This is a genomic window from Ruminococcus flavefaciens AE3010 (assembly GCF_000526795.1).
Classification (GTDB): Bacteria; Bacillota; Clostridia; order Oscillospirales; family Ruminococcaceae; genus Ruminococcus; species Ruminococcus flavefaciens_D.
Genome location: NZ_JAGT01000001.1, coordinates 1719251 through 1737692, shown reverse-complemented (window position 1 = coordinate 1737692; position 18442 = coordinate 1719251). Strand labels below are relative to the sequence as shown.

The window sequence follows — 18442 nt, the reverse complement described above, 5'->3', positions numbered from 1 at the left end:
TATTATCCGCCCGATAGTCCTTAGCCTTGAAAGGAAACAATATGTACGATGTTGTTATAGTAATTTTGATAGGAATTGTTTCTGCTCTTCTTCTGGCAAAGCGTATAATAAATGACCGTAATAAATCACAGATAAAGAAAAAAAGATTCTTTTATTATAAAGAAGAAGGATTTTTTTCAAGAATCTATGAAATAAGAGTTGTCTATGGGATTTTGATAAGTCTGATACTCGGCTGTGCGGTATATGTCTATTTCAGGCTAAGCGGCAAGCTGGAAAATATTTTTCCTGACTTTCTTGATTACTTCGGCTTAAAATAAAGCCATTAAGGGACGCCCTCACTTGCAGGGCGTCCCTCTTTCAAAAACAGTCCACCGGACTGTTTTTGAAATTCACCCTTGCGGAGCGCCTTCGGAATATTTCGCTGTTCTTTAAAAGCTGTGAACAGCGACCAGAGGCGCTGCCTCTGGACTCCGCCAAAGGAACACAGTCCCTTTGGAATCCCTTTCATACGTTCAACCACTTTTTTCAGAAAGGTAATTATATGGATCACTTCAAGCTATGTTCAAACTACGCTCCCGCAGGCGATCAGCCGCAGGCTATCGACAAGCTCGTAAACGGCATAAACTCGGGCAAAAAGGAGCAGATACTTCTCGGCGTTACTGGCTCGGGCAAGACCTTCACCATGGCGAACGTCATCGCCCGTGTGAACAAGCCTACCCTCGTACTTGCTCACAACAAGATACTTGCAGCTCAGCTCTGCTCGGAGTTCCGCGAATTCTTCCCCGATAATGCCGTGGAGTACTTCGTGTCCTATTACGACTACTATCAGCCCGAAGCCTATGTGCCAAGCACCGACAGCTACATCGAAAAGGACTCCTCCATAAACGACGAGATAGATAAGCTCCGCCACTCCGCCACCACGGCTCTTGCGGAGCGCCGCGATGTTATTATAGTTGCAAGTGTGTCCTGCATCTACTCCCTCGGAAGCCCCGAGGAGTACCGTTCCATGTGCGTTTCCATTCGTCAGGGCGCCGAAAAGCCCCGCGATCAGCTCATAAACGAGCTTGTGAAGATTCGCTACGAGCGCAATGACATAGCCTTTGAGCGTAACAGGTTCCGCGTCCGCGGCGATGTTGTGGAGATATTCCCTGCAATGTCCAGTGATACTGCTGTACGCGTTGAGTACTTCGGCGACGAGATAGACCGTATCTCCGAGGTGAACGTTGTGACAGGCGAGGTCAAGGCAGTAGTCTCTCATGCGGCTATTTTCCCCGCTTCTCACTATGTTGTGGGCGACGAAAAGCTTGAATCGGCACTTACCGAGATAGACCGCGAGCTTGCGGAGCGCATAGACTACTTCCGGCAGAATAACAAGCTCATAGAAGCTCAGCGTATCGAGCAGCGCACCCACTACGACATGGAAATGCTACGTGAGGTGGGCTATTGCAGCGGCGTGGAGAACTACTCCCGTGTACTGGCAGGACGTCCCGCGGGGAGCACTCCGCTGACGCTCATGGATCATTTTCCCGAGGACTTCCTCCTCATTGTTGACGAGAGCCATGTCACACTGCCCCAAGTCCGCGCCATGTATGCAGGCGACCGCGCCAGAAAGACCACCCTTGTGGACTTCGGCTTCCGTCTGCCCAGCGCTATGGACAACCGTCCGCTGAATTTTGACGAGTTCAACGCTCATATACATCAGGCGATATACGTCAGCGCAACTCCCGGACAGATAGAGCGTGAAAAGACCGATACCATAGTTGAGCAGGTCATTCGTCCTACGGGACTTGTTGACCCTGAGATAATCGTAAAGCCCACCCACGGACAGGTGGACGACCTGCTTTCCGAGATAAACGAGCGTGTTGCACGTAAGGAGCGTGTACTGGTCACTACACTCACCAAGAAAATGGCTGAGGACTTAACGTCCTACTATGAGAAGCTGGGTGTAAAGGTGCGCTATCTTCACCACGACATCGACACTATCGAGCGTATGGAGATAATCAAGGATCTCCGCGAGGGCGTGTTTGATGTTCTTGTGGGAATAAACCTGCTCCGTGAGGGACTTGATATCCCCGAGGTAAGCCTTATCGCCATACTTGACGCCGACAAGGAGGGCTTCCTGAGAAGCGAGACATCACTGATACAGACTATTGGTCGTGCGGCGAGAAATGCAGGCGGACAGGTAATAATGTACGCCGACAGCGTTACGGGCTCTATGGAGCGTGCTATAACGGAGACCGAGCGCCGCCGCTCATTGCAGATGAAGTTCAACGAGGAGCACGGCATCGTTCCGAAGACTATCATCAAGGACGTCCGCGACGTTCTGGAGATAACCTCCAAGAACAAAGTGGAGGAAAAGACAAAAAAGAAGAAGCTGTCCGCTGCGGAGAAGCAGCGCCTTATCGACAAGCTCACGGTGGAGATGAAAAATGCGGCGAAGCTGCTTGAATTCGAGCATGCAGCATATCTCCGCGACAAGATCAAAGAGCTTCAGGAAAAATAATAATTTTGCTTTGCAAAATTATTATTGAGCCGTTAGCTATTAGGGGCGCCCTTTGGGCGCCCGATTTCTTGCGGGCGGCGAAACGCCGCCTCTACAAGATAGTGAGCGCAGCGAACACATAAACTCTCAACTCTACACTCTCAACTCTTAACTCAGAATTTAAGTGTAGGGGCGAATATTATCCGCCCGCCTATCAAGTAACGCTAAACGCATAGTTGTCATATAATACCATTGAGGGAGGGGACTCCCTCCCTTAGTACGGCGGAGCTTCCGCCATATGGAGGATATTATATGGCAACTTTTTTTAATCAGGCTACACTGTCCTATAACGGTACAGTTACAAGTTCTAATATAACCGCAGGCGAGATAATCGACGTGCTTTCTGTTACAAAGAACGCTGTCTCAGACACCTATATCGCAGACAGCGAGAACGTCTATATCATCAGCATAGTGAATACAGGCTCTTCATGCTACAGAGACCTTACAGTTACCGATGATCTCGGCGAATACAGCTTCGGGGAAAGTGGTACTGCTGTGCCGCTTACCTACAGTGAGGGTTCTCTCACTTACTATGTAAACGGCGTTGCACAGGCTGACCCTGTTGTGGTCTCCACATCGCCCCTTACTGTCACAGGTATCAACGTACCCGCAGGCGGCAATGCAATGCTAATTTATTCAGCCGATACAAACAGCTTTGCTCCCCTCGGTGACGAGGCGGAGATAGTCAATACAGCAACTGTCAGCGGCGAGGGATTTACTCCCATAACAGCGTCAGAGACAATTGCCTATGCTGAGGGAGTAGACCTTGCTATCAGCAAGTCCCTGAGCCCTGCTGCTGTTGAGGAGAACGGCGAGGTGACATACACCTTTGTTATCCAGAACTTCGGCGCAGTTCCCGTGGAAGCAGACAGTAATGTGGTGTTCAGCGATACCTTTACACCTGCGCTCACAGAGCTCACAGCCGAGTTCAACGGTGAGGCTTGGGCATCGGGTACTAATTATGCTTATGATCCGGATACTGGCGTATTCACAAGTATTGACGGTCAGATAACCGTGCCTGCTGCTCAGTTTATCCAGAACGAGGATACAGGTGAGTGGACTGCACAGGCAGGGGTAAGCACTATCATCATCAAGGGCAGATTAGCTTAAAATACCATTATTGGGGGCGATATTATATATCGCCCCATTCTGTTTGTCGTCTAAGTCTGTTTTAACTAATAATGGGATTCCAAAGGGAGTATACTCCCTTTGGTCAGGTCAAGGGTGACTCCCCACAGGGTGGGGAGATGTCGCAACGCGACAGAGGGGACGGACCCGATTAGGGGGACAGCCCTTGCGGGGACGCGGGGCAGAGCCCCGATTACGTCAGGCGCTTCGCAAGGGGTGAATAAAAAAACAGTCCAGTGGACTGTTTTTTTTAGAGGGGACGCCTTGCAAGTGAAGGCGTCCCTTATAAATTTTTTTATACCTTAAAGCCCTTTGCACGGAAAGCGTCTATCAGGTCGCCCAGTATCTCTGCATTTGTTGCAGAGACAGAGTGGAGAAGAAGTATCTCTCCGCCGTGTGCTGTGTCGGTAAGCTTTTTAAGTCCCTCTGCAGGTGACGGCTGGCAGTCGGTATTCCAGTCCACATAGGCGCTGCTCCAGAACAAGGTCTTGTAGCCGCAGCTCTGTACGGTCTCAAGTGCTCTTTCGGAGTACTCTCCGCATGGACAGCGGAAGTACTGCATCTCATAGCCGTAGTTGTCTGTGACATAGTCGTGGAGCGACATTATCTCTTTCTTTGCGTCCTCATCGCAGAGCGTCGGCAGACTTGCGTGTGTCATACCGTGATTTCCGAGGATATGTCCCTCGTCTATCATACGCTTTACAAGTGCCTGCTCTGTTTTGGCATAAGGACCTGTCAGAAAGAATATCGCCTGAACGTCCTTTTCTTTCAGTGTATCCAGTATCTTGGCGGTATAGCCGTTTTCATAGCCCTGATCAAAGGTGATGATTATTCTTTTGTCGTCCTCCGACAGGGCGAAGGCATCAAGGTCGCCGAATCGGCTGTTGAACTGCACTGCGTCTACGGGACGGTTGTTCTCATCGACAGCCGTGCCCTGACCGTAGCCTATCTTTGTGCTGTCGGCAGCATATACTGCCGTACAAGGCATGACAGCCGCAGTCAGCAGCGCAGCGGAAGCGTTTATTTTCATAAGCATTTACCTCTGATTTGAAGTGCGGAATAGCTCCGCAACAGTATTATGAGCCGACAGCGGCGAAAAAAACATGGATTTTTCTGCATTTTTCGATTTTTTTCGCATATTGTTTTACAGAGGTGATAGTATGGAAAACGAGGAAATGCATGAAGAGACAGGAGAGGACACCACAGAGGCTCTCATGGAGTCCTACGACAGAAAACGCCGCAATCGTGCCGATGATATAATCGCAACACAGGCAGTCATATGCATACTCATAGGAGTGCTGTTCTTCGCAGGGAATATGCTCTATCCCGATATTACGGGAGCAATCTTTCAGAAGCTCCGAGGACTTGTTACCGAGGATAAAAATATCATACCCAATCCCATAGACCATATACTGAACTATATTGATAAGCTTTAAACTTGGAAGGACTGCGGTCCGTATGGATTTTTCGTTTTTTGTGTTCAATGCCCTGATATTTCTGCTTCGTGACAGCAGGCTTGTGCTGGCGTTCTATACGGTCTGCACAGTTCATGAAGCGGGACACACAGCGGCACTTGCACTTGTGGGCGGTCATATACGCTCAGTGGAGCTCAGCGGCTTCGGTGTCCGCATGGACAGGCAGAAAAGCAGCGTAATATCCGTGGGGCGGAGCGTTTTTGTGCTTGCTGCAGGACCTGCTGCTAACATTATAATGTATATCGTTATGAAAGGAGCAGGCTGCGGCGGAGACTTTCCGCTGCTGAATCTCATGGCGGCGGTTTATAATATGCTGCCCTACAGAAGTCTGGACGGCGGTGCCATAATAGCGGAGTTTACCGCAGGGACGGTCTGTGAGCATGGTGCGGAGCTTGTACTGACAGTGATAAAGCTTACCTTTATCGGACTTGCTACCGCAGCTGCGGCGGTATGGGGCAGGAGTTTCGTTCCCGTGCTGATAGCCGCAATAGCGCTGTACATAGGTGATGTAAGAGCTAAGAACTAAGCGTGTAGGGGCGCACAGTGTGCGCCCGACAATTGAGAATTGAGAATGTAGGGGCGGATATTATCCGCCCTAAGTTATTATTGCAATAAAATCAAAAAAATGCTAAAATAGTGTTACACTTTTCTACAGGCTTGCGTTACTATAAGTGAAGACGGATCCGATCTTAAAATACAGCAAAGGAGAATGCATATGACCGATAACGATATACTGAGCCTTATGCGGGAAGCTCCGCCTCAGGGACAAAAAGCTTTTTTCGATAAATACTACAGATACGTATATACTATTGTACAGAGAATACTGAGAGGTTTCGGAAGTCCCGATGACTGCGACGAATGTACTATAGATGTGTTTGCTTCACTTATGATGAAGCTGAAAAACATTGAAATAGACTCCCTCAGCTCTTACGTGGGAGCTGCAGCACGAAATGCTGCTATAAGCATGCGGAGAAAGCTTGCTTCCAAAACAGGACTTAACGTTTCAATTGATGATGAGAATATGGCTGAGATATCCGAGGATACGGATATTGAGACCGAGGCAGAAGAGAATGAGCTTTCAGAGCAGCTCCTCAGATGTGTATCCGATCTGGGCTATCCCGATTCGGTCATTATCATTCAGAAGTACTATTACAACAGGAGCTCAAAGGAGATAGCAGAAATGACGGGCATGAATGCTGCAAGCGTGAGAGTCCGCTGCGGACGAGCTATGAAGCGGCTGAAAAAGCTCCTTGTCGAAAACGGCATCACCCTGTAAAGGAGGATAAGTATGAACAGCAAAAAGAATATAATAGATACACTGCGCGGCGCGGACAAGGCTTCCGTTGAGAAGCTCATGGCGGAGGAAGCAAAGAAGAACGAGATATTTGCAAAGGCAATGGAACGTGTCTCGGAAGTCAACGAAAACGGCTTTTCCGATACGGTAAGCGGCGTTGAGCACTACGACAGAAAGATAAGCATGAAGCGCATGGCTTCCATAGCGGCTGCGGCAGTGCTGTGTACAGGCGGAGTTCTCGGCGGCATTAAGCTTATGAAGGACAATAAGTTCAAAAACAACAATAACAGCAGCAATACCGAAAGCACCACGGATATTACAGAAACTACAAGAGAAGAAGTACCATACGAAATAACCAAGAATGCGGTACAGCACTTAGTAGATGGGAATTTTGAGCATTTCCGTAAATTCTCATGTGATTATGAGGTGACCTGCACAGAGTATGATACTTACAATAAGTCTGAGCCCTATACTATCAAAGGCTCATTAAAATTGGACAATAAAAACTATATAGGCTGGAACAGCATGGAGAAGACATATGCTCAGCCCGATCACGAGGAATATGTCAATGCCCGCGTTTTTGAGTATTCTTACAACGGATACAGAATATCCACAAATGAGACCTACGAGGGCGATATAAAAAATAAAAGGTATGATGTCAGCTTCGGCGGAGACAGCGAGTATATAGATCTTGTTTATCTCCCTTATATTTACAGTTCAGTGTGGGAAAAGCTTAAAGATACGAGTACATGGGACATCTCGGGTGAAAAGAATGAAAACGGCAGAAGAATAGTTACTGTTGAGGGCGAGTACGGTAACGACCTTGTGACCAGTGGTCCCAGTGAATTTTATACTGCTGACATCGACGCAGAAACAGGTGTTGTTCTTTACGAGAGTATTACCAATGTCAGGGGAGAAGTAACATTTGAGTCGAAGTATACTAACTACAAATTCGATGATGAAGCGGAAGCTCCTATGTCTCCTGCGGAATTCAAGCAGTTTATGCTTGACGGCGGATATGAGAAGTACGCTCATTCAAGGTATGATCTGGACGTTCTTGACGGCGTATCGCCTGCGACCACAACTGTTGCCTACGAGCCCGTAAATACTGTCGTAACTACCGAGGCACACCCTGTTCCCGAGGAGCTCACAGGCGATTTCCTCCGCGAGAGAAGCCTTAACGCCACACATTACTATGATAAGTTCTCGGCGGAATGGACCACATCACGCAAAACGAACTACGGCGATGAAAACGGACCTTTCTATGATGATTGTCAGGGTACCATAAAAATTGATAATACCACCATGACAGGTGAATATAATCGAACGGAATTTGGAACAGACGGAACCCCATATGACTATACGCATTTTTACTTCCTTAACAATATCTATATAACAGCTGACGACTACATCGGAACTGAATATACAGCATCTCATAAGGGCGCTGAATACAAAAGTATCGACAACGAATTTTTGTGGTGGTGGACTAAGCCAGACAGAGTATTCTTTGAATATTACGGCGGCTTTAGATATATCTGTATGGATAACGGAAGAAAAAGAAAGAATGGCAATGTAGATGATATTATCAACGAGTCGGAATGGACGATAAACGGCGAAAGGTATGAAAACGGCAGACGTATAGCAAGCGTAAGCTTCAGCTATGAGCAGCTCCATGAAGGTCAGTACGAACCCATGATAATTACAGCCGATGTTGATGTTGAAACAGGAATCTGGCTTGCAAATGAGCTTTACTACATGACTGACTCAGGCGAAAAGGGTATGCTTCATAGCAGCTTCAAGGCGACTAATTATAAGTTCGACGGCGAGGCGGAAGCTCCCATGACCGCAGACGAAGTGATGACCTATCTTGATGAGAACGACTACGGACTGGCACAAAGCCCAGTTTACTGAGTATTAACAAAGGCTCCCCTCGGGGATAATGTCATTAAGCTAATCAAATACGAAAAAGAACAGGAGTATGTTTGGAATATGACCAGACATACTCCTGCTGTTACATTCGCAAAAAATGCATGACGAAAAGACAGATCCGAGATCTGCCTGAAAAAAGATTGACATAATCGAAGAATTATGATAGTCTGTAGTTGAAGGGAATAGCAGAATGATATCGAGTTTTCCTATCAGCAATACGATCAGGTCTGACAGGGCACTTGTTTCTTGCTATCAGCTCTTCCAAAAGAAAAGGATTTGCGTGTGCAGAGCGAAAGAATTTGATGCAGATATGTATAGCAAAAGCATAATTGATTTTATAGCGGTAATCATTATGCTTATCGTCATCTATGGTGATATTTTCGGTAATCAGCATAGATAAGTTATACATGATAAGACTTGCAAAGATTTCCTGTATCACGCAGTCCTTTTTCTTTGAATGGAAAGCAATAAGACCAACCTGGTACTTCAGTTCTCTGAATGAAGTCTCGATCCCCCAGCGCATTTTGTATATCATCTTTATATCTTCGGCAGAGAACTCATCATCACAGAGATTGGTAACAATGGTTTCATAGTTATCTTCAGATATCTTGAGCCTTATTATCCTGAATTTAAGAGGATATGTATCTTTCGATTCTTTCGGAAGGAAGTCGAAATTTGAAGAGTGCGGAAGATAACGATAAAGTTCAGGATTAGCCTTAACTTCATTAGTTTGTCTTCTTGTAATAATAATATTTGCAGCAAAATCAGCTTCCTCATTATGGGGAATGTTGAATTTATGAGCAATTCCACCGCTTGTCTTGATGCGCATCACATATTTCAAGCCGTTATTTTCAAGATGAGCGATCGTGTTGTAGGATTCATATCCTCTATCCGCAACGATAATGGACTCATGTCCGATATTTTCAAGCATACTTATGAGAGCAGAATGCTCATTTTCATTGCGACTGTCCTGTAATACAGCATCGATATATCTACGGTTCATAATGTCATACAAAGCATTCAGATGCATGAGGTTATAGCCTTTTACATCATTATTTGCACGATAAAAAGTATCCTTATCATCAGGATCAGTAGGAATATGTATATCAGAACCGTCCACAGCATAAAGCCTGTAGCCGTGAAAGAAATTGGTTTGAGAAAATGTTTCATTGAATTTATGGAACAGATACTGAAAAGCAGCAGGAAGTATTTTAGCTCTTCTCTGAACGATAGCAGACACAGATACCATTTTTGAATCATAATCATAGAATTCTACAAGCTCCTTGCCAAGTGTCTGGCTGCCCATTCCGAGAATGAATCTCAATGTTTTTGAGAAAGATAGCTCACTTTTACGAACAAAATCTCTCTTAGGATCAACTACGAAATCAGAGTTATTTTTCTCCATGTTGCTGATAAGAGTATTAAGCTTGTTTTTGACGATATTACAGTATTTTTGCACGGTAAAACCTCCAATCAGATGTGTATATCTGATTAGCTGCGCCGCACATTTTTGGCTTTTTGTCAATACCTTTTTGCAAAAATTTACATTATATACATAAAAAATAATCACAGGATCTTTGATTCCTGTGATTATTTTACTTTTCCTTAGCTTAATGACATTACCCTCGGGGAGCCTTTTCTCATACATCATCATAGTCAATTCCGTACTGGTCGGCGTAGTAGCGGGCTTTTGCCTCGTTCGCCGCAAGGTACTCGCCGCCGTATTTGTAGCAGGCGACCTGTACCTCTGCCGCTTCCTTGTCGCCGCTTGCAGCGGCTTTTCCGAAGTAATCGGCAGCTACGGCGTAGTTCTTGGCTGTGCCCCAGCCGTTGGTATAGCAGTAGCCCAGCGCTTTTTGTGCGGCGGTGTGGCGCTGACCTGCGGCAAGCTCGAACATCACCTTGGCTGTCACAGGGTCTTTTGCCGTTCCAACGCCGTTGCACAGACACCAGCCGTAGGAGTACTGACCGTTGGGGTCGTTCTGGTTAGCGGACTCCTTGTACCACTTTACAGCTGCGGTGGTATCCTTTGATACTCCCCAGCCGTTGTAGAAGCATTCACCGTAATTGTACTGGGCTCTTGGGAGACCTCCCTCGGCAGCTCTTCTGTAGTATTCGGCAGCCTTTTGCTGGTCCTTGGCAGTTCCGCTGCCGTACAAAAAGCAGCCTGCAAGGTTGTTCATAGCGTCAAGGTCACCTTTTTCCGCAGCCTCCCTGAACATATTGGCGGCAGTTATCTTGTCCTCGGGGACGCCCATGCCTGAAAAATAGCAGCAGGCAATATTGTGCTGAGCGGCGGCATGTCCTTTCTGTGCAGCCTGCTTCAGCCAGTATATAGCCTTTTCGTAGTCCTGCTCGATACCTGTGCCGCGGAGGTACATATTGCCGAGAGTGAACTGCGCCTCGGGGTCGCCGTTCTGGGCGTTTTTCATAAGTCCGCCGGATGTGCCGTCCTCAGCGGCGATGCCGTAGCGCTTGGAGTAGTATTCCGCTCTTTTGCGGTCTGGCATAAGACCGTTTCCGCCTATGGTATAGCAGCGGATAAGGGCTTTCTGTGAGTCGTAGTCGCCCTGCTCGGCAGCCTGCTCGTAGCGGAAAGCAGCCTTTGCAAGGTTTCTGTCGGTGCCCTGTCCCAGATAGTAGCAGTCCGCCAGCTTTTTCTGTGAGCTGCAGTCGCCGCGGTCCGAGGACTGTATGTACCAGTGTATAGCCTTGGCGTAGTCCTGACTGACTCCGCGGCCGTAGAAGAAGCATTCGCCCAAATTGAAGCAGGCGTCGTTGTCACCGCTCTGAGCACGTCGGAACAGATCCTCGATAAGAGTCGAGCCGCCAACGAAGCTGCTGCTCTGATAGTCCGAGGCGTCAGTTAGTACCTCGCCTGCCTGCCAGCCAAGAGCCGCAGCGATGCTCCGCGCTATGAGCTCTGCCTTTTCTTCGTTGAGGTATTCGCAGATCTCTGCCATTGCGCGCTGTATAACTTCCTCTGCATTTTTGCTGCCGTTTGTAACGGCGTGGTTCTCATTTATGAATATCTCGCCTATATCCTCACTGAGAGCTACAAAAAAAGCCTTGTTCTCCTTGGAAAGCCTTGGGGCAAAGTCGGAGAAAGCCGAGCAGAATCGCTTATGGTCAGTTAGTATATTTACGCCGAAGCGCTCTGTGACTTGTCTGACAGCGTCAGTGGTCTCAGCGAAAAGTTTGCCGTCCATTAAAGATGTTCCTCCATTACAATCGGATATCGGTTTTGAATTTAGCCTTGATGATCTGTGTGTTGAGCTGTGTGAGCAGGGAGCGCTCAAGGATCCTTTCGGCGTTGCTGAGATTGCCTGATTCTATGGCAGCAAAGCCCTCTGTGACCAGCTCCTCGGCACGTTCAAGGTCGTGCTCATGTGCAAAGGTATAGCAGGCGAGGACGCGCCTGCCGTTTGCAAGTTTATCGTCGTATATAATATTTCCGAGCTTCTCCATGAGAATGTCCGCATTTGCCTTGTTGGGGCTGACCACCGAGAAATAGTATATCAGCCAGTAATATACAAGAGCCTCATAGACGGTGAACTCCTTGTCTCTGAGGTGCTCCATCATTTCGCCCGAGGGCTGGTGCATATCCCATGTTTTGCCTGTTTCCGCAAGATAGCTCATATAGATAGGGTAGTACAGCTTCTTGTCGATGATAGTGATGTTTTTGTAGCCCAGCTGATCTATGGGGTTGAGGTCAAGCTGAGTAAAGGTCTCGCCGCTTCTTATGCGGTCGAGGAGGGAGTCTATATATCCGCCCATTTTCTTCATAAAGACAAGGTGAGTACATACTATTACGTGGATCCGCCAAAGCACCTGAAATACCATGCCGCAGGCAAAAGCAACTGCCAGATATTCGGGTACGGACTTTCCGCGTTTGAAGAACAGACCTCTGAAAACAAAGCATACTGCCGCAGCGGCAATGATTATGACAGTCAGCTGCACAAGATTCAGGTGCAGACAGCGGTTCCCGTCCGAGCCCTCTATGTGCTTGCGGGTATCCCGTTTTACATCATGCTGTATCAGGAGTTCGGGCTTCAAAAAAGATATTTTCCATTTTTCTTCCTCCATGAAAAATGTAAGTCCGAAAAGCGATACCATTTTCACTTTCAGTTTGAAAAGTGGTGCAAATATGATGTCGGTCACAAGCAACAGTATATCCTTGGCATAGAACGTGAGCCAGAATGCGAGCAGGAAAGCGCCTGCTATTGCACATAATGACATAGCTTCTCCTTTCTTACGGAAAGAGACGTCAATAAATATCCATATAGGTTATCAGTTCTGCGTTCATGACGGAGCTGTATGACAGGTACCAGCGGCCGCCCAGCTCAACGAATGCACAGCCGTTTCCTACGAATCTGTGCTCCTCAGCTCCGTCCTCGTAGTAAACATGTCTGCAGTCAGAGCCTGCTGTGAACTCGGTGCTGAGGGTCTTGTTGAAGTCCTTCAGCTCATTCTCGCCTGTAGCCCTGAGAGTATCCTCAGCCAGTGAGGTAGTCCATTGTTCGGGCGGCAAGTCGGACTTTTCAGCCATTATGCCGCGGATAGCCGCCATGGACTGTTTTATGGCGTCAATGACTGCCGAGCGCTTGAAAACCACCTGCGGATTCTTGCCGTCAAGGAGGTCGGTAGTGCCGATATAGGAGTGATAGGCTTCTATTTCCTCGGGGCAGAACATATCATAGACTGCGTCGGCATTGTTGGTGATGTAGGCGTTATAGTAAGCCTTGGCTGCTTCAAAGCTGCTGCCGAAGCCGCCTGTTCTTGCCTCAGCAGTTGTGGGCTCGGCAGGCTTTTCTGCGGCCTTTTCTGCGGCAGTCGTTGTGGTAGTAGTTTCGGCAGCTTTCCCCGATGTAGTGCTCACTGCTGTTGTTGTGGAAGCAGAGCTGTCCGTGGAGGTCTTTGTGTCGGAGGAGGTAACGGCTTCGTCTGTAGAAGCTGATGTGGTGCTCTCCGTGACAGAGGATACTGACGAATCATTCTTGTTATTGCAGCCGTAAGCTGCGGCAGACAGTATGACAGCTGTGACAGCCGCCATAATGCGTGAACTGATATTCATATTTATCTCCTTACAAGTTATATATGACTATTATAGCTCTAAAACGCCAAAACGTCAATAGCTGACCCATATATAACGGAAAAGGCGGACATTAAGTCCGCCTTTTATCAATAATCCTTTTTCTTGCCGCAGTTCTTGCATACCTTTGAAAGGAGCTTGAAGTCTCCGCCGCAGTATACGCATTTTCCTGCATTCTTGCGGCTTGCGACTACTGTCTCGTAGTAAGCGGGGAAGTTCACCGCATTTTCCGCAAGGTGGCTCCATGAAATGTTCAGCAGGCTGGGGCAGTCCGTAAAACCGCCGCTTATCTTCTTTACAGAAGCAGGTATGCTTATCTGTTCAAGGTTGGTGCAGCCGCTGAAATCTCCGATAGATGTGGTGCCCTGTGGTACTGTGAATGCTCTGAGACCCGTACAGCCGCGGAAGCCGTCCACACTGAGGGTGCCAACAGGTATCTCCACATTTTTCAGTGATACGCAGTTCTGGAAAGCCGACGCGCATATGGACTTGAGACCCCTTGAAAATCCCACAGCAGAAAGCGCCGTGCAGTTTGCAAAGGTACATTCCTCGATAATTGAAACGCCCTCGGGAATAATGACTTTTTCGAGCTTTTCACAACCCGAAAAGGCGTATTTTCCAATAATCGACACGCATTTCGGTATGTCAAGCTCTGCAAGATTCTTGCAGCCAGAGAACGCAAATGCGCCTATCTCGCCGATAGCTTCGTGGAATTCAACCGATTCCAGATTTGTACAGTCCGCGAAGAGACAGTCTGCGATACGGTATACATGGGGCGAGATAACAATGCTTTTCAGAGCTGTACAGCCTCGGAAAGCCCAGCCCTCTATTTCCTTTAAGTCATCGGGGAACTTTATATCTTCCAGAGCGGTACAGCCGCGGAAAGCATATCCGCCTATTATCTCCACCTTGTCGTGGAGTATCACACGCTTGACGGAAGTGTTGTTTTCAAAGGAGTTTTCACCTATTTTGCGCACCTCGGCAGGGATAGCAACTTCTTCGGCGCTGCCCTTGTAGGCAACGAGAACGCCGTCCTTTACTTCAAAGTCGGCGCTGTTTTTCTTTACAGCCTTTACCTTTTTGGCAACGTTCTTATGCTGAGTTTTGTACTTGTTTACCGCCTTTGAAACTATGAAAGGCGTACTGCAGTGAGGACATACCCAGGCGTCCTTTTTATTATCGACCTCAACGGTCTTGCCGCAGCTCGTGCAGATAGCGTTTACGTTAGCCACATCCATACCCCCCTGATTTGTCATTTATTATATTATAATTGTATCATTTCGGACGGGGAAAGTCAATAAATACAGCACAAAACTCACAGATTATACATAACAAACTGTATTTATTTGGTAAAAATGACTGCGCAAAAATGAACGAATTGTTGTGCTTGGTAAACTTTTCTTGCATAAACTGTCATAAAATGGTATAATATTTTCATATCTGAAAAGGAGGTTCACCATGAAAGTGAATGATAAGATACACGGCTTTGCCGTTACAAGAACAGCTCCCGCACCGAACAGCGGCTCGGAGCTCATAGAAATGCGCCACGAAAGGACGGGAGCACAGCTTGTATGGCTGAAAAACAGCGGCGAGAACAAGCTTTTCTCCATAGCTTTCAGGACTCCGCCCAGCGATGATACGGGAATTTTCCATATCTTAGAGCACTCCGTCCTCGGCGGCTCAAAGAAGTACCCCGTAAAGGAGCCCTTTCTGGAGCTGATGAAGGGTACCATGAATACCTTCCTCAACGCCATGACCTATCCCGACAAGACGGTATTTCCCGTTTCGAGCCGCAACGACGCGGATTTCATGAACCTTACAAGAGTGTATCTCGACGCGGTCTTTGACCCTGCCATATACTACAATCCCAATATCTTCCGTCAGGAGGGCTGGCATATCGAAATGCGCAGCGAGTCCGACGAGCCTGTTTACAAGGGCGTGGTGTTCAACGAGATGAAAGGAGCTCTTTCCTCGGTATACAGCCGAATGGAGACCGAGATGATGGCAGTCCTCTTCCCCGATACCTGCTATCGCTTTGAGGCAGGCGGACTTCCCGAGTATATAACCGACCTTACAAATGAGCAGTTCGTCAATGGACACCGCACCTACTATCACCCCTCCAACGCTTACATATACCTTGACGGACCTGTGGATATCGACGCTGTGCTGGAGCTCATTGACAGCGAGTACCTCAGCCGCTTCGACAAGCGTGAGGTCAGCAGCGAAGTACCTGCTCAGAAGCCCGTCGCCCCTGCGGTGAAGAAGTGCTTTTATGAGATAACTCCCGACGAGGAAGAGGCGGGTCATACATACCTTGTTATGGGCAAGGTTCTGGGCGACTGGCAGGAGCGCGAGAAGATAACTGCGGCGTCAGTCCTTGGGGAAGCTCTCACGGGCAGCAATGACGCTCCTCTGAAACGCGCTCTCCTTGACACGGGGCTGTGTCTTGATGTGTCCCTTGACGTCAGCGACGGTATATTACAGCCCTTTGGCTGCCTCTATATAAACAACACCGACGAGGAAAACTGCGAAAAGCTGAAAGAGACTGTAAAGACGGCAGTTTCGGAGCTCTGTGACAAGGGCATTGACCGTGAGCTGCTGACAGCTGCCCTCAACCGTCTTGAATTCCGTTTCCGTGCAGGGGGCGAGCCCAGAGGTCTTACCCGTAATATTTCCGCACTCTCAGCGTGGCTCTACGGCGGCGACCCTCTTCATTACCTTGAACTTGGGGAGGTCTACGATTCTCTCCGCAGCAAGGTGGACAGCGGCTATTTTGAGGAGCTCCTGAGAGAATGGCTCCTTGATGACAGCGCCAGGGCAGAGGTCTATCTGCTGCCGTCCCGCACCTACGGCGAGGAGCAGAAGACTGCCGAGAAAAAGCGCCTTGCGGCTATAGTTGACGGACTTTCCTGCGAGGAGCGCTCCGTCATAGTCGAGCAGAACAGGCAGCTCGATGAGTGGCAGCAGTCCGTGGATACTCCCGAGCAGCTTGCTACAATGCCTCATCTTGCCCTTTCAGAGGTAAGTCCCGAGCCCCTGCGCTATGACACAGAGGTGACCGAGATGAACGGCGTTACCGTTCTGAAGCATACTGCTCAGGACAGCGGGATTTCGGTACTGAACCTGTATTTCTCCCTTGCAGACTGCAATGAGACACAGCTCTCGGCAGCAGCGGCGGCTTCCGAGCTGTTCGGCGAGCTCCCCACAAAAAGAAGCTCCGCAGCCGACTTACAGCGCAGGATAACAGGACTGCTGGGCAGCATAAACTACGGTGTCGATGTGTTCTCAAAGAGCGGAGAGCCCGAAAAATGCAGTTCCTACTTTTCAGTAAAGGCGCGTTTCCTCGAAAAGAATACCGATGAAGCTCTTGCACTTATTGCAGAGATACTCATGGAGACTGATTTCAGCGATATATCAGCAGTTACGGAGCTTTTGAAGCAGACCGACGAGAACTACAAGCAGAGCATAATCGCCAACGGTCACACTTACTCAATGATGCGTGTCCGCGGAGCTCTTTCTGCGGAGTCCGCAGTGAACGAGCTTGTGTCGGGCTATGAGGGCTATAAACGGCTCCACGAAGCAATAAAGGCTCCCGAGAAGCTTGCGGAGGAGATAAAGGCTCTCAGCAGCAGGATAATATGTACAGCACGTCTGATCGCAAGTGTTACGGGAAATGCTGACATAAAGCTGCTGCTTGAGACTCTTCCCGAGGGTACTGCGGCAGCCCGGAGCGATATGAGCTTCAAGCTGGAAATTCCCGAAAAGCAGGGGATAATCATACCATCTGGAGTGTCCTATTCCGCTATGGCATTCCCTGATAATTCCGCAGATACGGCAGTACGAAAGGTGCTTTTCCGTGCTCTGTCCCTTGAATACCTCTGGAACGAGGTCCGCATCAAGGGCGGCGCCTACGGTACGGGAGCAGTCATAACCGCATCTGAGGAGCAGGCTTTCTTCTCATACCGTGACCCGTCTCCTGCGGCAAGTATAGAGACATACAGGAAGTCAGCTGACTTCATTGCGGATTACTGCGGCGGAGCTCCCGATATCACACAGTATATCATCAGCACTATCGCCAAGGAGGAGCCCCTGATGTCCGACGGCAACAGGAGCGCAAAGGCTGACGGACTGTGGTTCAGAGGTATCACAGACGAGGAGCGAGGAGCTGAGAAAAAGCGTATGCTTGCCGTTACCGCAGAGCAGCTCCGCGAGGCAGCAGAGACACTGAGGAGCTACGGAAACGTGTGTGTAATGGGAACAGAAGCAGCAATGGAGGGACTTGACCTTACATTGGACACACTTGCGTGATGGCGTTCCGCCAGTGAGTAGTGAGTAGAGAGTAGAAAGTAGAATAATTGTAGGGGCGCCGTTTCGGCGCCCGTGCCTTATGAATGAACTATAAATGACCCATGTAGGGGCGGTTGGATTAATTCGTAATTCGGAATGCGGAATTAGGAATTGTAGGGGCTGCCTTTGGCAGTCCGCAAGTCACATTGAATACTAAAAGAAAATCCCGAAGTCGTTTTGGCTTCGGGAAATTTTTATATTATGATACCGCTGAAATGGTCTATCTCGTGCTGTATTATCTCAGCCTCAAAATCGCGGAATATATCGCGGCGTCGTTTGAACTTCTTATCCATGTACTCCACGGTGATTATGCGGTGGCGTGTGACGGGACGGACTCCGCTGAGAGACAGGCAGCCCTCCTCGGTGTCGTAGGTCTCCTTGGACTTGTCCACTATCTTGGGATTTATCATGGCGATGTACTCGTCCCGGATAAGGGCAACAAGTATGGTCTTGTGGACTCCTATCATATTGGCGGCCATGCCCACGCAGCGCTCCTCGTTGGCTTTTACGGTGTCCAGAAGGTCGCGCACCACCTGCATATCGGCTTTTGTGGCAGGCTCGGACTTTATACTGAGAACGGCTTCGTCCTTTACTATGTCTTTTACCATAATAGATTCCTTTCTGATAAATGATTA

At 48.4% G+C, this 18442-nt stretch carries 15 protein-coding genes; 8 read left to right on the top strand and 7 right to left on the bottom strand.

The features are described from left to right. Positions 1–41: 41 nt before the first annotated feature. From N774_RS0107495 to N774_RS0107480, 3 genes are all read left to right on the top strand, one after another. On the top strand, positions 42–317 hold the full coding sequence (locus tag N774_RS0107495) for a hypothetical protein (RefSeq protein ID WP_024860645.1): 276 nt from the start codon (positions 42–44) through the stop codon (positions 315–317). A gap of 224 nt (positions 318–541) precedes the next feature. Beyond that, on the top strand, positions 542–2503 hold the full coding sequence (gene uvrB / locus N774_RS0107485) for an excinuclease ABC subunit UvrB (protein WP_024860643.1): 1962 nt from the start codon (positions 542–544) through the stop codon (positions 2501–2503). Between the two features lie 291 nt (positions 2504–2794). Beyond that, entirely contained in the window at positions 2795–3652 is an 858-nt protein-coding gene (locus N774_RS0107480) for a hypothetical protein (protein ID WP_024860642.1), read from the top strand. A 313-nt stretch (positions 3653–3965) separates the two neighbouring features. Here N774_RS0107480 and N774_RS0107475 read toward each other — a convergent pair whose 3' ends face one another. After that, positions 3966–4700 carry a polysaccharide deacetylase family protein gene (locus N774_RS0107475; protein WP_024860641.1) on the bottom strand — a complete coding sequence of 245 codons (735 nt, stop codon included), beginning with the start codon at positions 4698–4700 and terminating at the stop codon, positions 3966–3968. 130 nt (positions 4701–4830) lie between these two features. Here N774_RS0107475 and N774_RS0107470 point away from each other — a divergent pair, with 130 nt between their 5' ends. From N774_RS0107470 to N774_RS0107455, 4 genes are all read left to right on the top strand, one after another. Continuing rightward, positions 4831–5106: a hypothetical protein gene (locus N774_RS0107470; RefSeq protein ID WP_024860640.1), complete on the top strand. Its 276-nt coding sequence runs from the start codon at positions 4831–4833 to the stop codon at positions 5104–5106. Between the two features lie 22 nt (positions 5107–5128). Beyond that, a complete protein-coding gene (locus N774_RS0107465) occupies positions 5129–5671 on the top strand; it encodes a hypothetical protein (RefSeq protein WP_024860639.1) in 543 nt (180 codons plus the stop codon). A gap of 189 nt (positions 5672–5860) precedes the next feature. Further along, positions 5861–6421, top strand: a complete 561-nt coding sequence (locus tag N774_RS0107460) for an RNA polymerase sigma factor (protein WP_024860638.1) — start codon at positions 5861–5863, stop codon at positions 6419–6421. 12 nt (positions 6422–6433) lie between these two features. Further along, positions 6434–8350, top strand: coding sequence for a hypothetical protein (locus N774_RS0107455; protein WP_024860637.1), 1917 nt, complete (start codon positions 6434–6436; stop codon positions 8348–8350). Positions 8351–8525: 175 nt separating this feature from the next. Here the strand turns inward: N774_RS0107455 and N774_RS0107450 are convergent, their stop codons facing one another. The 5 genes from N774_RS0107450 to N774_RS0107430 all read right to left on the bottom strand — a co-directional run bounded on the left by N774_RS0107450 (position 8526) and on the right by N774_RS0107430 (position 14692). Beyond that, positions 8526–9773 carry an IS4 family transposase gene (locus N774_RS0107450; RefSeq protein ID WP_155250330.1) on the bottom strand — a complete coding sequence of 416 codons (1248 nt, stop codon included), beginning with the start codon at positions 9771–9773 and terminating at the stop codon, positions 8526–8528. 235 nt (positions 9774–10008) lie between these two features. Then, positions 10009–11577 (bottom strand): SEL1-like repeat protein, encoded by a 1569-nt coding sequence (locus N774_RS0107445; RefSeq protein ID WP_024860636.1) that lies wholly within the window; start codon positions 11575–11577, stop codon positions 10009–10011. 16 nt (positions 11578–11593) lie between these two features. Then, entirely contained in the window at positions 11594–12607 is a 1014-nt protein-coding gene (locus tag N774_RS0107440) for a hypothetical protein (protein WP_024860635.1), read from the bottom strand. A 28-nt stretch (positions 12608–12635) separates the two neighbouring features. Then, positions 12636–13442 carry a hypothetical protein gene (locus tag N774_RS0107435; protein WP_024860634.1) on the bottom strand — a complete coding sequence of 269 codons (807 nt, stop codon included), beginning with the start codon at positions 13440–13442 and terminating at the stop codon, positions 12636–12638. A gap of 107 nt (positions 13443–13549) precedes the next feature. Then, positions 13550–14692: a leucine-rich repeat domain-containing protein gene (locus N774_RS0107430; RefSeq protein WP_024860633.1), complete on the bottom strand. Its 1143-nt coding sequence runs from the start codon at positions 14690–14692 to the stop codon at positions 13550–13552. 226 nt (positions 14693–14918) lie between these two features. Between N774_RS0107430 and N774_RS0107425 the strand changes: the two genes are divergently transcribed. Continuing rightward, complete coding sequence (locus N774_RS0107425) at positions 14919–17768, top strand: insulinase family protein (RefSeq protein ID WP_024860632.1); 2850 nt, start codon at positions 14919–14921, stop codon at positions 17766–17768. 233 nt (positions 17769–18001) lie between these two features. On the opposite strand, the gene N774_RS0107420 is transcribed toward N774_RS0107425, so the two are convergent. Beyond that, entirely contained in the window at positions 18002–18415 is a 414-nt protein-coding gene (locus tag N774_RS0107420) for a peptide deformylase (protein WP_024860631.1), read from the bottom strand. Positions 18416–18442: the final 27 nt, after the last annotated feature.

Coding starts and splice junctions, on each gene's coding strand:
- N774_RS0107475 (WP_024860641.1), bottom strand. CDS start 4,700: ATGAAAATAAACGCTTCCGCTGCGCTGCTGACTGCGGCTGTCATGCCT.
- N774_RS0107495 (WP_024860645.1), top strand. CDS start 42: ATGTACGATGTTGTTATAGTAATTTTGATAGGAATTGTTTCTGCTCTT.
- N774_RS0107425 (WP_024860632.1), top strand. CDS start 14,919: ATGAAAGTGAATGATAAGATACACGGCTTTGCCGTTACAAGAACAGCT.
- N774_RS0107460 (WP_024860638.1), top strand. CDS start 5,861: ATGACCGATAACGATATACTGAGCCTTATGCGGGAAGCTCCGCCTCAG.
- N774_RS0107470 (WP_024860640.1), top strand. CDS start 4,831: ATGGAAAACGAGGAAATGCATGAAGAGACAGGAGAGGACACCACAGAG.
- N774_RS0107435 (WP_024860634.1), bottom strand. CDS start 13,442: ATGAATATCAGTTCACGCATTATGGCGGCTGTCACAGCTGTCATACTG.
- N774_RS0107465 (WP_024860639.1), top strand. CDS start 5,129: ATGGATTTTTCGTTTTTTGTGTTCAATGCCCTGATATTTCTGCTTCGT.
- N774_RS0107455 (WP_024860637.1), top strand. CDS start 6,434: ATGAACAGCAAAAAGAATATAATAGATACACTGCGCGGCGCGGACAAG.
- N774_RS0107420 (WP_024860631.1), bottom strand. CDS start 18,415: ATGGTAAAAGACATAGTAAAGGACGAAGCCGTTCTCAGTATAAAGTCC.
- uvrB (WP_024860643.1), top strand. CDS start 542: ATGGATCACTTCAAGCTATGTTCAAACTACGCTCCCGCAGGCGATCAG.
- N774_RS0107440 (WP_024860635.1), bottom strand. CDS start 12,607: ATGTCATTATGTGCAATAGCAGGCGCTTTCCTGCTCGCATTCTGGCTC.
- N774_RS0107445 (WP_024860636.1), bottom strand. CDS start 11,577: ATGGACGGCAAACTTTTCGCTGAGACCACTGACGCTGTCAGACAAGTC.
- N774_RS0107480 (WP_024860642.1), top strand. CDS start 2,795: ATGGCAACTTTTTTTAATCAGGCTACACTGTCCTATAACGGTACAGTT.
- N774_RS0107450 (WP_155250330.1), bottom strand. CDS start 9,773: ATGGAGAAAAATAACTCTGATTTCGTAGTTGATCCTAAGAGAGATTTT.